The 12,998-nt window shown below is 67.7% G+C and carries 13 protein-coding genes; 2 read left to right on the forward strand and 11 right to left on the reverse strand.

Annotation, left to right across the window (positions count from 1 at the left end; translation table 11 throughout):
* The first annotated feature begins 11 nt into the window (after window positions 1-11).
* Window positions 12-692, forward strand: coding sequence for a cysteine hydrolase family protein (locus NM203_RS11205; protein WP_255059967.1), 681 nt, complete (start codon window positions 12-14; stop codon window positions 690-692).
* On the opposite strand, the gene NM203_RS11210 is transcribed toward NM203_RS11205, so the two are convergent.
* From NM203_RS11210 to ppc, 5 genes are all read right to left on the reverse strand, one after another.
* Complete coding sequence (locus NM203_RS11210; protein WP_255059968.1) at window positions 689-1,492, reverse strand: SDR family NAD(P)-dependent oxidoreductase; 804 nt, start codon at window positions 1,490-1,492, stop codon at window positions 689-691. The two genes, NM203_RS11205 and NM203_RS11210, sit on opposite strands and share 4 nt — an antisense overlap.
* A complete protein-coding gene (locus tag NM203_RS11215; protein WP_255059969.1) occupies window positions 1,483-2,124 on the reverse strand; it encodes a TetR/AcrR family transcriptional regulator in 642 nt (213 codons plus the stop codon). The genes NM203_RS11210 and NM203_RS11215 overlap by 10 nt, the downstream gene beginning before the upstream one ends.
* A gap of 11 nt (window positions 2,125-2,135) precedes the next feature.
* Window positions 2,136-3,281 (reverse strand): sulfotransferase family protein, encoded by a 1,146-nt coding sequence (locus tag NM203_RS11220; RefSeq protein WP_255059970.1) that lies wholly within the window; start codon window positions 3,279-3,281, stop codon window positions 2,136-2,138.
* Complete coding sequence (locus NM203_RS11225) at window positions 3,278-4,471, reverse strand: DUF1214 domain-containing protein (RefSeq protein WP_255060406.1); 1,194 nt, start codon at window positions 4,469-4,471, stop codon at window positions 3,278-3,280. The genes NM203_RS11220 and NM203_RS11225 overlap by 4 nt, the downstream gene beginning before the upstream one ends.
* 90 nt (window positions 4,472-4,561) lie before the next feature.
* The gene (gene ppc, locus NM203_RS11230; RefSeq protein ID WP_255059971.1) at window positions 4,562-7,366 is read right to left on the reverse strand and encodes a phosphoenolpyruvate carboxylase; all 2,805 of its coding nucleotides are present in this window, start codon (window positions 7,364-7,366) and stop codon (window positions 4,562-4,564) included.
* A 121-nt stretch (window positions 7,367-7,487) separates the two neighbouring features.
* Here ppc and NM203_RS11235 point away from each other — a divergent pair, with 121 nt between their 5' ends.
* Complete coding sequence (locus NM203_RS11235) at window positions 7,488-7,766, forward strand: hypothetical protein (RefSeq protein WP_255059972.1); 279 nt, start codon at window positions 7,488-7,490, stop codon at window positions 7,764-7,766.
* Here NM203_RS11235 and secG read toward each other — a convergent pair whose 3' ends face one another.
* The 6 genes from secG to whiA all read right to left on the reverse strand — a co-directional run bounded on the left by secG (window position 7,767) and on the right by whiA (window position 12,997).
* The gene (secG, locus tag NM203_RS11240; RefSeq protein WP_255059973.1) at window positions 7,767-8,003 is read right to left on the reverse strand and encodes a preprotein translocase subunit SecG; all 237 of its coding nucleotides are present in this window, start codon (window positions 8,001-8,003) and stop codon (window positions 7,767-7,769) included.
* 43 nt (window positions 8,004-8,046) lie between these two features.
* Window positions 8,047-8,832: a triose-phosphate isomerase gene (gene tpiA, locus NM203_RS11245; RefSeq protein WP_255059974.1), complete on the reverse strand. Its 786-nt coding sequence runs from the start codon at window positions 8,830-8,832 to the stop codon at window positions 8,047-8,049.
* Between the two features lie 7 nt (window positions 8,833-8,839).
* Window positions 8,840-10,066: a phosphoglycerate kinase gene (locus tag NM203_RS11250; RefSeq protein ID WP_255059976.1), complete on the reverse strand. Its 1,227-nt coding sequence runs from the start codon at window positions 10,064-10,066 to the stop codon at window positions 8,840-8,842.
* Between the two features lie 5 nt (window positions 10,067-10,071).
* Window positions 10,072-11,094 (reverse strand): type I glyceraldehyde-3-phosphate dehydrogenase, encoded by a 1,023-nt coding sequence (gap, locus tag NM203_RS11255; protein WP_255059977.1) that lies wholly within the window; start codon window positions 11,092-11,094, stop codon window positions 10,072-10,074.
* Between the two features lie 102 nt (window positions 11,095-11,196).
* Window positions 11,197-11,913 (reverse strand): ABC transporter substrate-binding protein, encoded by a 717-nt coding sequence (locus tag NM203_RS11260; RefSeq protein ID WP_255059978.1) that lies wholly within the window; start codon window positions 11,911-11,913, stop codon window positions 11,197-11,199.
* A gap of 106 nt (window positions 11,914-12,019) precedes the next feature.
* Window positions 12,020-12,997: a DNA-binding protein WhiA gene (whiA, locus tag NM203_RS11265; protein ID WP_255060407.1), complete on the reverse strand. Its 978-nt coding sequence runs from the start codon at window positions 12,995-12,997 to the stop codon at window positions 12,020-12,022.
* Window position 12,998: the final 1 nt, after the last annotated feature.

Raw genomic sequence — 12,998 nt, forward strand, 5'->3', positions numbered from 1 at the left:
AGGGGAACTCCGTGCACGACATCGACATTCCGCAATGGGTGGTCGAAAGGGTGATCGCCAAGCGCGGCGCTGAGCACGTCCTCACCGATCTGGACCCGGCGAAGACGGCGCTGGTCGTGATCGACATGCAGAACGCGTTCATGAAACCCGAGGTCGCATTCGCCGTCATCAAGACCGCCCCGGAGATCGTGCCGAACGTCAACCGCCTCGCAGCGGCCACGCGGTCCGCGGGCGCGACGGTCGTGTGGATCCAGATGACCTACAGCGACACCGAAACCGTCGACTGGTCGGCCTTCTATCAGCTGACCACGCCGGAGATCGGGGACAGACGACGCGAAGCGCTCACCAGAGGGTCTGAGGGACATCACATCTGGGCCGAGCTCGACGTCCTCGAGGGTGATCCGGTGATCGAGAAGACGAAGTTCTCCGCCCTCGTGCAGGGCTCGAGCGAGCTCGACACCTTCCTGCGCGATCGCGGAATCGACACGCTGATCATCACGGGCGTCATCACCGACGTCTGCTGTGAGGCGACCTCCCGCGACGGCATGATGCTCAACTACCGCGTCATCCTGGTATCCGACGCCAACGCGGCGGACACCGACGCCGACCACAACAACGCACTGTGCGCGGTCTACACCACGTTCGGCGACGTCATGCCGACCGACATGGTGGTGGGCCTGCTCGGCGGCTAGACGAAGTCGGAGCCGCCGTCGACGTTGACCGTGGCGCCGGTGACGTAACCGTTGCGCTTGGACGCGAGGTACGTCGTGATGGAGGCGATCTCCTCCGGAAGCCCGGCCCGGCCGAGGTCGCACGGCTGGTGGAAGTTGTCGTCGATCCACGTCATCACGTCGACGGGGTTCGTCGCGTCCAGTCCGTCGGCGGCCAGGATGTCCCTCAGGTTCTCGGTGAAACTCGCGGTCACGATGGTGCCGGGGCACACGCAGTTGACCAGAATGCCTTCTTTGGCAAGGCTTTTGGACAGGTTCTTGGTGACGCTGCTGAGCGCCGCCTTGGACGCGGTGTAGGCGACGATGCGCGGATTCTGCCGCTGAATCGAGTGGGCCGACAGCGTGACGATCCTGGCCCAGGACGCCGCCCTCAGCAGGGGCAGCGCGGCGCGGATCGACCGCACGCCCGACATGGTGCCCAGCGCGAAGGCGGCCTCCCAGTCGTCGTCACCCATGTCCTCGAAGTACCCGTCGCCCGGCCCGATGGTGTGTACCAGGCTGTTGACCTCACCCCACCAGTCCGCGACCGCGGCGAAGCCCGCGGCGATCGAGTCGGCGTCGGCCATGTCGACGCTGATGCCGATCGCGTCGGGTGCGCCCGCGGCGCGCAGCACTTGCACCGCGGCGTCCAGCGCCTCCTGTCCCCTGGCCATCACCGCGACACGGGCACCCTCCGTTGCGAGCGTCTCCGCGATCGCCAAGCCCATCCCCTTGCTGCCGCCGGTGACGACCGCCGTTGAGCCCGCCAGTCCTAGGTCCATGCCTCTCCTTCGTACCCGGTAACGCCCAACCCGCGCAGACAGAATCGCAGGATTCGGCGCCGTGCTACGGTGCGGTCGCAATCGCCTGTCGCCCAGTGTCGTTCGACGCTGGACCACAGCACACCCTGAATCGACAATGCGTCGGCGTTCGGGTCGACGTCCGCGAAGGTGCCTGCGGCGCGGCCGCGTTCGAGCTGCTCGATCAGCGGGACCAGGATCTCCGCGTACGCGGCCCCGACGACCTCCGGAGCGGCGAACATCTGGGACTGCGCCTCCAGCGACATCCGACGGAGATCGGATTCGACCGCGTCGTCGAACGCGAGGTCCAGCCGCCCGTCGATCCACGCGACCACCGCACCCACCGGGTCCGGTGCGCCGGCCATCCGCTGTCGCAACCGGTCCGACTCCGCCTTCGCCATGTCGAGGAACACGGCGGCGACGAGCTGATCCTTGGAATCGAAGTGCCGGTAGAACGCCCTGGTACCGAGGCCCGCGCGGGCGAGCACGTTCGCCACGCTCAGCCCCCGAACACCCTCCTCGCGAATGGCGGTCGTCGCGGCGGCCACCAGCGCCGCACGAATCCTCGGATCGGGTTCCAGTCGCCGACCCCGGCGCCCCCCGTCGTCGTCCATCCGGCCGACCGTCACGCGGAGGCGTCGTAGGTCGCGAGGTACTCGCCGAACGCCTCGCGAACCCGCTCTTCGGTCAGCCCGAAGTCGGCCAGCTCGTAGGTGTGCGCGCCGCGGTCGCCGGGCCTGTGCCCGTCCGCCCACTGCCGCACCCTGGCCCGCGCGTCGGCACTGAACTCGAGGCCCAGCTTCTCGTAGCTGTCGGCGACCGTCGCGACGGAGTCGTTCTGCAGATCCGCGAACGACACGTCCACGAAGCGGTCGTCGCCGAACCTTCTGCGGAACTCGAGAGCTCGCTCGGTGCCCTTGGCCCACCACGCCAGCTGTTCGGCGCCGAGTTCGTGAAGGTCCCTGCGATCGCTGCTCCAACTGCGGATGTAGGCGATCAGACTGCAGACCGAGCCCAGCACCCTCGCGGGATCGCGGTGACTCCAGAGGAATTTCGCGTGGGGGTAGACGTCTACGAAGGCGTCGAGGGCGAACATGTGCACCGGTGTGCGCAGATGCCAGAGGTTCGGCTTGCAGTGCCATTGCAGCAGTTTGAGCACCTGCCGGTGATACTCGTAGGTCTCGCGCATGTCGGTCTCCAGCAGCCATTCGACGTAGCTCGGCACCCGCACCACGCCGTCGAAGTGATAGGTGCGGAAGCTCATGCCCATCAGGTCCTGACACTCGGTCGCCGCCTCCGGTTCCGAACTCATCATCGTCGTGAAGTCCGGGAACATGGTGTTGATCATCGCGATACCCTCGGCGGCCTGCGCGATCCGCGGGTCGGTGAACTGCGTGGCGGCCTCGGGCGGCGGCGTCGGCGCCTGCGACTCCCACGTGCGCAACGAGCGGAACTGCGGGTCGTTGGCGATCAGCTGACCCAAAGCCGTTGTGCCCGTGCGTGGTAGCCCGAGGATGACGACGGGACCGCCGATCACCTCGTCGGCGATCTCCGGGTGGGTCTTGTAGGTGTCGATGATCTTCAGCCGCTGGATCAGCGCGTTGCTGATCGTCGCGTGCTGAATCACGTTGCCCAGGTCGTTGAGGTCGGCCTCGTTGTTGAGTCCGTCCACCGTGCGTTCGAGGCCCTCGCGGTAGTAGGACGAGCCGAAGTCGTCCAGCCCGGTCGCGGCGCGCGCGCCGTCCTCCAACTCGTCTGCGGAGAAGGTCATTTCGCGAACCTCTCGGCGACGGCCCGGCGACGCCAGGCGATGGTCTGCGCACGCTCGTCCGGGGTGACGGTTGCGGTGTCGGCGGGCAGCGCCGCGGCGATGTCGTCGACCTTCACGACACGGGCGGTGGGGACGGGCGCGGTCTCGGTGCGCACGCAGCGCAGGATCATCGAGCCGTTGCTGTGACCCGCGGCGTCGAGCCAGTTGGTCACGCCCGGATCCGTGGAGCTGACGACCACGCGCACGATCCCGTCGGAGTCGACGACGGCCTGGTGCGCGTTGAGGCTCGACTGGCGACGGCCGTAGTGGATGGTCTCCCACCACTGATTGCCCAGCGAGTAGCTCCAGTAGACGCCGTCCGGCGGTTCGACCTCGAGGACGAGGGCTTCATCGGGCTCCAGTTCCCAGCGCCCGATGACGGGCCGGTTCTCGGCGGCGGCGCCCATTCCGCTGCGGTCGATCGGCGCCATGAAGCCGTTGACGGGGGGCGCGGCGTTGAAATCCAGGAAGAACTTCAGGTTGTCGTGCACGAAGTCGCCCACCGCCGCCAGCTGCCTGCCGACGTTCGGGATCACCGGTTCGGTTAAGGGTTCGATCGCCGCACCGAGGCGTTCGATGCGCAGTTCGGACGGCACCTCGGCGTCCCAGTCGTAGAAGAAGTGCCGCACGATGAGGGTCGGGCGCTCGCCGTCGATCCGCATCCAGTTTCCGTCGTGGCGGTCCGCGGAGAGGATCACCTCGAAGTCACCGTTGTCATCGACGTCGAGTTCGTCAACGAGGGCGTTGGTGGTCGACACGATGCCGTTCATCGTCTGCAGGCCGACATACCTTGCGGTGCCTCGGTTTCCGTGCAGGCGGTAGGTCTCGCCGGCGCGTAGCGTGGCACGCAGGTAGAGACAGTCGGGGCACTCCATCCCCCAGGTCAGAATGTCGTCGGTGCTGGTGCGCCCGACCGCGAGGATCGGGTCGGGTTCGACGCGCAGGGCCTCGTCGACACCGACGGCGAGCAGTACCATCAGGTGCCGCATGCCGGACGCGTGATCGACTCGGTTTCGCGTGACGGGCGCGGTCGCGACGAGTCGTTGCGCCGCCGTCAGTCGCTCGAGCAGATGTGACCACGCCTCGTGCAGATCCTCGTCGTCACCGTCCGACAGCGCCGCCTCCGCGATCGAGAACGGCAGCCACGCCATGGGGTTCGACTCGCGCACGGACGCCTCCAACTGAAAACAACGTTTTCACTTAATGGCGTCGAGCATTACACCGAGCGGTCGAGGTGTCAACTAGCCGCTGTTGCGCAGCGCCGTCGCCAAACCGCTCATGGTGAGCAGGATTCCGCGCTGGACCAACTCGTCCTCGTCACCGGAGCGATACCGCCGCAACAACTCCACCTGCAGGTGATTCAGCGGCTCCAGGTAGGGGAAGCGGTTGAACACCGAACGCGCCAGCGCCGGGTTGTCGGCCAGCAGGTCGTCCTGGCCGGTGATGAGCTTCAGCATCTCGATGGTGCGGTCGTGTTCCGCGACGATCTTGTCGAAGACCCGGTGCCGCAGCGCTTCGTCGTCGACCAGTTCCGAGTACCGCGCGGCCAGACCCATGTCGGCCTTCGCCAGCACCTGGGCCATGTTGGACAGCACGGTCGAGAAGAACGGCCAACGCGCGTACAGGTCACGTAAGACGCCGAGCCTGGCTTCGGCATCCGGACCGTCGCCGACATACTCCTGGAACGCGGTGCCCGTGCCGTACCAGCCGGGCAGCATCACACGGGACTGGCTCCAGGCCAGCACCCACGGGATCGCCCGCAGATCCGAGATGGCCGTGGTCGGTTTGCGCGACGCGGGCCTGCTGCCGATGTTCAGCGCTCCGATCTCGCTCACCGGCGTCGAGGCCTTGAAGTACTCGACGAAACCCGGTGTCTCGTGGACGAGTTCGGAGTACGCGCGCTGCGCTCTGGCCGCGAGGTCGTCGAGTACCTCGTACGCCGGTTCCGCGGTGTCACCCAAACCCTCGACATCGAGCAGGGTCGACTCCAGCGTCGCGGCGACGAGCGTCTCCAGATTGCGGTGCGCGATACGGGGTTCCGCGTACTTCGCCGCGATGATCTCACCCTGCTCGGTGAGCCGCAGCGAGCCCTTCACCGCGCCGGGCGGCTGCGCCAGAATGGCGTCGTAACTCGGACCGCCGCCTCGGCCGACGGTGCCGCCGCGACCGTGGAAGAGCCGCAACCGGATACCGGTCTTCTGTGCGGACTCGACGAGATCCAACTCGGCCCGGTACAGCGCCCAGTTGGCCGCCAGATAACCGCCGTCCTTGTTGGAATCGGAATAGCCGAGCATGACCTCCTGGTGATCGCCGCGCGCGGTCACCAGCCCGCGGTAGAGCGGAAGGTCCAGTACCGCTTCGAGAATCGCCGATCCGCGCTGCAGGTCGTCGATCGTCTCGAAGAGCGGCACGATACCGACCGGGCTGTAGGGCCGCTCCCCCGACGCGTCGAGGAGGCCGGCCTCCTTCAGCAGGATGGCGGCCTCGAGCATGTCCGACACCGATTGACACATCGAGATGATGTAGTTCGGGACGGCTTGCGGGCCGAACACCTGGACGGCCCTGGCGCCCGCCCTGACGATGTCGAGTTCCTTCGCGGCGAGCTCGGACAACTCGGCACCGGGGCCGATCAGCGGACGCCTGGTGGCGAGTTCGGTGACCAGTACCTCCACCCGCTCCGCCTCGTCGAGCGAGAGGTAGTCCGAATGCACACCGGCCCAGGCCAGCAGCTCCGCGACGACCTCCTCGTGCACCTCCGAGTTCTGCCGCATGTCGAGACCCGACAGATGGAAACCGAAGACGCGCACCGCTTCCCGCAGTCTGGCGAGGCGGTCATCGGCCAGCACGGCGCTGCCGTGTGCGCGCAGGGAGCCGTCGATCACGTCGAGATCGGCGAGCAGTTCGGCGGGCGTCTCGTAACCGGGCATCCCGAGATCGAGGCGGTGTCCCGGCTGCCGGTCCAGAATCGCGGCCGCCGTGGTGGTGAGACGGCCGTGGATCACGCGCAGCGCGCGACGGTACGGCTCGTCAGCGCGTGCCGGCTCGGTGCAGGTGTCGGCGAGCGCGCTGAGTTCGTCGCTCACCTTCACCAGCCGACCCGACATGGAGAGTTCCTGTTCCAGCGCGGTCAGTTCCACGAAGTACTGGGCGAGCGCGGTGTACGCGGCGCTTCCCGTGGCGAGCCTGACGACGTCGGCGGTGACGTTGGGATTGCCGTCGCGGTCCCCGCCGATCCACGATCCCGGCCGCAGGATCGGCTGGTCGAGGATGTGCGAGTCGGGCCAGCGGGCCTGCAGCGCAGCCCGTACCTCGGCGTTCACCTTCGGAATGACCTCGAAGAACGCCGCCGAGTAGTAGCGCAGTCCGGTCTCGATCTCGTCCTGAATCTTCAGCCGCGACAACCGGATCAGCGCCGTCTGCCACAGCACCAGGATGTGCCTGCGCAGCTCGATCTCGATGTTGCGCCCGTCCTCCGTCTCCGTCCAGCCGAACAGCCGCATCCGCATCAGTTCGGTGATGCGGTGCTGGGTGTCGAACACGGTGCGGCGGCGCGTCTCGGTGGGGTGGGCGGTGATGACGGGTGACACCAGAGCGCCCTCGAGCGCGTCGGCGACCGTCGCGGCATCGAGTTCCGCCCCGTCGAGCTTCAGGTAGGTGGCCGCCAGCGTGCTGTGCTGCGGCGGCTCCCCCGCGGCGACGTGGACGGCGCGCCTGCGCTCGCGGTGGATGTCCTCGGCGACGTTGGCCAGCAGCGCGAAGTGCGTGAACGCCCGGATCACCGGAATGGCGCGCTTGGCCTCGATGCCGTCGAACAGCCGGGACAGGTCGGCCCGATCGATCTCCGAGCGCCGCACCCGGAAGGACTCGACCCGCGCCTTCTCGACGAGGTCGAACACGTCGTCGCCGCTCTGCTCGCGCACGGTGTCGCCGAGAATCGCGCCGAGCAGGCGAATGTCCTCGCGCATCGGCTCGGTGGCCTCTCGGCCCACCTGCGTCCGCCTAACGGATCCGATGGGAGCGAGTGCGGTATCCGGTCCGTCAGCCATGTGTTCAATTATCGTTCGGAGCGTTCGGGCATGCAGAACGAGGCGAGGCGGCTATGTGTTTAGGCTCGCGAAGCATCGGGAACAGAGCGCTATCGGCAAACCTCTACACAGGGAACGATCCATGACCACACAGCCCATGACCACCGCTAAACGCCTCGGCATCGGTAGTGCCGCGCTAATTCTGATGTCCATCACCGGCGGCGGGTTGGCCGCCACCGCGAGCGCGGGACCCGACTGCGCGAACTCGCCTGCCGGCAGCCCGACGTCGTGCTGCGTCAAGGTCGGCGATGCGCCCGGACCGGGGCCCGATTGCACCAGCAATCAGCCGGGCGGTTCGGGTGGTCTTCTCGGCGACGCCCCCGTCGTCGGCAATCTGCCGGGACTGGGCGGCCTGCTCTGACTAGGCGCCGTACTTGATCTGCAGCGCCACGGCGACGATCGCGATGACCCAGATGCCGACCACGAAGTAGGTCAGGCGGTCCAGGTTCTTCTCGACGACCGTCGAACCCGACAGACTGGACTGCACACCGCCACCGAACAGCGTCGACAGGCCGCCGCCCTTGGCCCGGTGCAGTAACACCAGCAACACCACCAACAAGCTGGTGACGACGAGGGTGATCTGCAGAGCCAGGAACATGGCCGACAGCCTACCGGGCGCGCGACGGGGTGACCGCCGTGGGTTACGGCAGGGGGCCGCCGGCCGCGATCGCGGAGAGCTGCGCGAACTTCTCCCCGTCGAGCGACGCGCCGCCGACGAGAGCGCCGTCGACGTCCTCCTGGCCGATGAGTTCGCCGACGTTCTTCTCGTTCACCGAGCCGCCGTAGAGCACCCGCACGGTGGCCGCGACATCGACCGACGCCAGATCTGCGAGCTCCTTGCGGATCGCCCCGCACACCTCCTGGGCATCCGCGGCGCTGGCCACCCGGCCCGTGCCGATGGCCCAGACCGGCTCGTAGGCGATCACGACCTGATTGACCTGCTCGGTCGACAACCCGGCCAGTGACCCGCGCAGCTGGTTCACGTTGTACTCGACGTGCTCGCCCGCCTCGCGGATCTCGAGGCCCTCGCCGATGCAGATGATCGGCGTCAGCCCGTGCTTGAGCGCCGCCGCCGCCTTGGCGGCAACCAGAGCGTCGTCCTCGCCGTGGTACGTGCGGCGCTCCGAGTGTCCGACGACGGCGAAGGTGCAGCCGAGCTTGGCGAGGAACGCGCCGCTGATCTCACCGGTGTACGCGCCGGAGTCGTGCTGCGACACGTCCTGCGCGCCGTAGGTGAGCTTCAGCTTGTCGCCGTCGACGAGCGTCTGCACGCTGCGAAGATCGGTGAAGGGCGGCACCACGGTCACGTCGACGTGAGCGAAGTACTTCTCCGGCAACGAGAACGCGATCTTCTGTACCAGGGCGATGGCCTCGAAGTGGTTGAGGTTCATCTTCCAATTGCCCGCGATGAGCGGCTTACGCGCCATTGAGTTCCTAGCTCTCGAGGATTGCTATTCCGGGCAGCTCTTTGCCCTCAAGGTATTCCAGCGAGGCGCCGCCACCGGTGGAAATGTGCGAGAAGCCGTCCTCGGGGAGGCCGAGTTGGCGCACGGCCGCGGCCGAATCGCCGCCGCCGACGACACTGAACCCACCCTTGGCGGTCGCCCCGATGATCGCCTCGGCGACACCCTTGGTGCCCGCGGCGAAGGACGGGAACTCGAACACGCCCATCGGCCCGTTCCAGAACACCGTCCTGGCGTTCGACAGCAGCGTGGTGAAGCGCTCGACCGAGCCCGGCCCGATGTCCAGGCCCATCTTGCCCTCGGGAATGCGATCGGCGTCGACCGTCTCCGGAGTCGCGTCCGCGGCGAACTTCTCGGCCACCACGATGTCGACCGGCAGGTGGATCACGTCACCGTAATCCTCGAGCAGCTTCTTGCAGGTGTCGATCATCTCCTCCTGCAGCAGCGACGTTCCAACCGGAACCCCCTGCGCCGCAAGGAAGGTGAAACACATGCCGCCGCCGATGATCAGACTGTCGGCCTTGCTCGCGAGGTTCTCGATCACCGCGAGCTTGTCCGACACCTTGGACCCGCCGAGCACCACGGCGTACGGCCGCTCGCTCGACGTGGTCAGCTGCTCGAGCACCTTGACCTCGGCGGCGACGAGCGTGCCCGCGTAGTGCGGCAGCAGCGTCGCCACGTCGTACACCGAGGCCTGCTTGCGGTGCACGACGCCGAAGCCGTCAGAGACGAAAGCCCCGCCCGAACCGTCTGGGCCACCGACGAGTTCGACGAGCCCCTTGGCCAGGGCGAGGCGCTCGGCCTCGTCCTTGCTGGTCTCGCGAGGGTCGAAGCGGATGTTCTCCAGCAGAAGCACATCGCCGTCGGTGAGGCCCTCGGCGCGAGCCAGCGCATCGGTGCCGACGACGTCGCCCGCCAACTGGACGTGCCTGCCCAATTGCTCGCCGAGGGCGGCCGCGACCGGCGCCAGCGAGAGCTTCGGGTCCGGACCGTCCTTGGGCCTGCCGAGGTGGGCGGCGACGACCACCTTGGCGCCCGCGTCGGACAGCGCCTTGAGCGTCGGGACCGAGGCGATGATGCGGCCGGGATCGGTGATGTGCCCCTCGTCGTCGAGCGGGACGTTGAGGTCCGAGCGGACGAGAACGCCTCGGCCCTCGACACCGTCGGCCAGCAGGTCGTCGAGTGTCTTGACGGCCATCGCTGTTAGAGCGACTTGCCGACGAGCGCGACCAGGTCGACGAGGCGGTTCGAGTAACCCCACTCGTTGTCGTACCAGGACACGACCTTGGCCTGATTGTCGATGACCTTCGTCAGACCCGAATCGAAGATCGAGCTGTGCGGGTCGGTGACGATGTCGCTGGACACGATCGGCGCGTCGTAGTACTTCAGGATGCCCTTGAGCTTGCCCTCGGCAGCCGACTTCATCGCCGCGTTGATGTCGGCGGCGCTCGCCGACTTGCTCAGCTCGGCGGTCAGGTCGGTGACCGAACCGGTGGGGATCGGCACCCGCAGCGCGTAGCCGTCGAGCTTGCCCTTCAGCTCGGGGAGCACCAGCCCGATCGCCTTCGCGGCGCCGGTCGAGGTCGGCACGATGTTCAGCGCTGCGGCGCGGGCACGGCGCAGGTCGCTGTGCGGGCCGTCCTGCAGGTTCTGGTCCTGCGTGTAGGCGTGGATGGTGGTCATCAGGCCCTTGACGATGCCGAACTCGTCGTTGAGCACCTTGGCCAGCGGACCGAGGCAGTTCGTGGTGCACGACGCGTTGGAGATGATGTTCTGGCTGCCGTCGTACTTGTCGTCGTTGACGCCCAGGACGATCGTGATGTCCTCGTCGCTGGCCGGCGCCGAGATGATGACCTTCTTCGCGCCCGCGTCGAGGTGGCCCTGCGCCTTGTCGCGCTTGGTGAAGATGCCGGTGGATTCGACGACGATGTCCACCCCGAGATCGCCCCACGGCAGTTCGGCCGGTCCGGCCTTCACCTCGAGCGCCTTGATCTTGGTGTCACCGACGACGATGGTGTCCTCGCCCTCGAGGCTGACGTCGTAGGGCAGCCGGCCGAGGATCGAGTCGAACTTCAGCAGATGCGCGAGCGTCGCGTTGTCGGTGAGGTCGTTGACCGCGATGATCTCGATGTCTTGGTTGGCACCCGTCGCCTTCTGCGCGTCGAGGGCCCGGAAGAAGTTACGGCCGATACGTCCGAAGCCGTTCACGCCTACGCGGATGGTCACGCAAATCTCCTTAGTCGTACTGATCAATCACGTCGTGATGATTTACCCGGAGGTCAGCCTAGTAGCGCCGGGTCCCGCGTGTGCAGGCTGGTCGGACGCACCTCAATGCGTTGTGAGCCCCTGGTCCCGATACGGGTTGCCGAGCCACCTGCGGCGCAGGGTCTGCAGGGTGCCGTCGGTCTCGAGTTCGGCCTGCGCGTCGGTGATCCGCCGAAGCGCCGCGTCATCGCCGAGCGGCACGGCGATCGCGATCTCCTCGCGGGAGATACCCCGTTGCACCACTTCGACGTCGGCGATCGGCTTGACGAGCTCGGTGAGCACCGGCGCGAGTTTCATGAAGGCGTCGCAGCCGCCCGTCGCCAGATCGTCGAGCGCGCCGCGGATTCCGCCGTAGTCGTAGACCCGGACACCGGCGGCCCGGCCCTCTGCGACGAGCCGCTGCGCGATGGGTTGGCTGGTGTTGCCCCGCTGCACGCCGATGGTCAGCCCGGCCAGGTCGTCGATCGAGTGCACGCGCGGCAGTCGGGCGGTATCGACCGCCAGCGACTGGCCGGATATCAGGTACGGCGGCGCGAAGTCGGCCCTGCGCTGCCGCTCGGGCGTCACCGTGGTGCCCGCGATCACGCAGTCGTAGATACCGGCGGTCAGCCCGTCGAAGATGCCGTTGAAGTCCGCGCCCTCGTACGGAACCAACCGCACCGTCGCGCCGAGCCGGTCGCCGATGGCCGAGATGAGGTCGATGTCCAGACCGCCGCGATCCTCCCCCATCCCGTTGAACGGCGGGTCGGGATATGCGACGCCGACCCTGAAAGTCGTCATGCCCTCAACCTAGGCTGCGCACGGTGGCGCGACATTCGAAATCGCCGTCACGCAGGGCGCTTCTCGCACTTTCCCTGCGCCAGTGCGATTTCGAGCTACGCGACCGCTACGCGTCGTCGAGTAGATCCGGTGTGACGGCGGACTCGGTGTCCGGAATGCCGTCCTGCTTGGCCTTGCGATCGGCCATCGACAGCAGCCGTCGGATGCGGCCCGCGACAGCGTCTTTCGTCATCGGCGGGTCGGCGAGCCTGCCCAACTCCTCGAGAGAGGCCTGCCGGTGTTCGACGCGCAACCTGCCCGCCGTCTCCAGGTGGTCCGGCACCCCGTCGCCGAGAATGTTCAACGCGCGTTCGACGCGGGCCGCCGCGGCCACTGCCGCACGCGCGGAGCGCCGCAGATTCGCGTCGTCGAAGTTCGCCAGCCGGTTGGCGGTGGCGCGGACCTCGCGGCGCAGCCGACGTTCCTCCCACACCAGCCGGGTGTCCTGAGCGCCCATCCGCGTCAGCAAGGCGCCGATGGCCTCACCGTCGCGGACCACCACACGATCGCTGCCGCGCACCTCACGGGCCTTTGCGCTGACCCCGAGACGGCGGGCCGCGCCGACGAGCGCCAGCGCCGCTTCCGGTCCCGGGCAACTCACTTCCAGAGCAGAGGACCGGCCGGGCTCGGTCAGCGATCCGTGCGCGAGAAACGCTCCCCGCCAAGCGGCTTCGGCGTCCCCGATACTGCCACCCACGACCTGCGCAGGCAGCCCGCGGACCGGGCGGCCCCGGAGATCCAGCAGACCCGTCTGGCGGGCCAGGGCCTCACCGTCCTGGGCCACCCGCACCACGTAGCGGGTGCTCTTGCGAATGCCGCTCGCGGACAACACGTGCACCACGGCGTTGTAGCCGTACAGGTCGTGGATGTCCTTGCGCAGGCGCCGCGCGATGACGCCGAGGTCGACCTCCGCCTCCACCACGACGCGGCCCGCCACGATGTGCAACCCTCCGGCGAACCGGAGCAGAGACGCGACCTCCGCCCTCCGCGCGCTCACCGAGCTGATGTTCAGACGACTGAGCTCGTCCTTGACCTCGGCTGTCATC

The sequence above is a fragment of the Mycolicibacterium arenosum genome (assembly GCF_024320865.1).
GTDB lineage: Bacteria > Actinomycetota > Actinomycetes > Mycobacteriales > Mycobacteriaceae > Mycobacterium > Mycobacterium arenosum.

Coding starts and splice junctions, on each gene's coding strand:
- NM203_RS11210 (WP_255059968.1), bottom strand. CDS start 1,492: ATGGACCTAGGACTGGCGGGCTCAACGGCGGTCGTCACCGGCGGCAGC.
- NM203_RS11215 (WP_255059969.1), bottom strand. CDS start 2,124: ATGGACGACGACGGGGGGCGCCGGGGTCGGCGACTGGAACCCGATCCG.
- NM203_RS11220 (WP_255059970.1), bottom strand. CDS start 3,281: ATGACCTTCTCCGCAGACGAGTTGGAGGACGGCGCGCGCGCCGCGACC.
- NM203_RS11225 (WP_255060406.1), bottom strand. CDS start 4,471: ATGGCGTGGCTGCCGTTCTCGATCGCGGAGGCGGCGCTGTCGGACGGT.
- ppc (WP_255059971.1), bottom strand. CDS start 7,366: ATGGCTGACGGACCGGATACCGCACTCGCTCCCATCGGATCCGTTAGG.
- NM203_RS11235 (WP_255059972.1), top strand. CDS start 7,488: ATGACCACACAGCCCATGACCACCGCTAAACGCCTCGGCATCGGTAGT.
- secG (WP_255059973.1), bottom strand. CDS start 8,003: ATGTTCCTGGCTCTGCAGATCACCCTCGTCGTCACCAGCTTGTTGGTG.
- tpiA (WP_255059974.1), bottom strand. CDS start 8,832: ATGGCGCGTAAGCCGCTCATCGCGGGCAATTGGAAGATGAACCTCAAC.
- NM203_RS11250 (WP_255059976.1), bottom strand. CDS start 10,066: ATGGCCGTCAAGACACTCGACGACCTGCTGGCCGACGGTGTCGAGGGC.
- NM203_RS11260 (WP_255059978.1), bottom strand. CDS start 11,913: ATGACGACTTTCAGGGTCGGCGTCGCATATCCCGACCCGCCGTTCAAC.
- whiA (WP_255060407.1), bottom strand. CDS start 12,997: ATGACAGCCGAGGTCAAGGACGAGCTCAGTCGTCTGAACATCAGCTCG.